The following is a 946-nucleotide window of genomic DNA, read 5'->3' as shown; positions in this document are numbered from 1 at the left end:
CATGGCACGCGGCAAGCTTCGGATCTACCTCGGTGCGGCACCGGGTGTGGGCAAGACGTACGCGATGCTGGCCGAGGCGCACCGCCGGGTGGAGCGCGGCACGGACTGCGTGGTGGCCTTCGTGGAACACCACGACCGGCCGCGCACCGAGGTGATGCTGCACGGCCTGGAACAGGTTCCGCGCAGGCGGCTGGAGTACCGCGGCGGGGCCTTCACCGAGATGGACGTGGACGCGGTCCTCGCCCGGCGGCCGCAGGTCGCCCTGGTGGACGAACTCGCCCACAGCAACGTCCCGGGCTCGCGCCACGCCAAGCGCTGGATGGACGTGGAGGAACTCCTCGCGGCCGGGATCGACGTGGTCTCCACCGTCAACATCCAGCACCTGGAGTCGCTGGGTGACGTGGTGGAGTCGATCACGGGGGTCCGGCAGCGGGAGACGGTGCCGGACGAGGTGGTCCGGCGGGCCGACCAGATCGAGCTGGTCGACATGTCGCCGGAGGCGCTGCGCCGCCGTATGGCGCACGGGAACATCTACCAGCCGGACAAGGTCGACGCCGCCCTGTCGAACTACTTCCGGCCGGGCAACCTCACGGCTTTGCGGGAGCTGGCGCTGCTGTGGGTGGCGGACCGGGTCGACGAGTACCTGAAGCAGTACCGCAGCGAGCACCGGGTGTCGAGGATCTGGGGTTCGCGGGAGCGGATCGTGGTGGGTCTGACCGGCGGTCCGGAGGGGCGCACGCTGATCCGGCGGGCGGCGCGGCTGGCGGAGAAGGGCGCCGGGGGAGAGGTGCTCGCCGTCTACATAGCGCGCAGCGACGGACTCACGGCCGCCTCACCGAAGGAACTCGCGGTGCAGCGGACCCTCGTCGAGGACCTTGGCGGCACCTTCCACCATGTCGTCGGCGACGACATACCGGCCGCGCTGCTGGACTTCGCGCGCGGTGTG

General features: G+C 70.9%; 1 pseudogene. It reads left to right on the top strand.

Features of this window, described 5'->3' with window-relative positions:
• Position 1: 1 nt before the first annotated feature.
• Positions 2–946 (top strand): annotated as a pseudogene (locus tag KWI83_RS37770) (histidine kinase); the annotation flags it as partial.

The organism is Streptomyces sp. TRM70350 (assembly GCF_019219825.1).
Lineage (GTDB): Bacteria > Actinomycetota > Actinomycetes > Streptomycetales > Streptomycetaceae > Streptomyces.
This window is presented reverse-complemented; position numbering and strand designations above follow the sequence as displayed.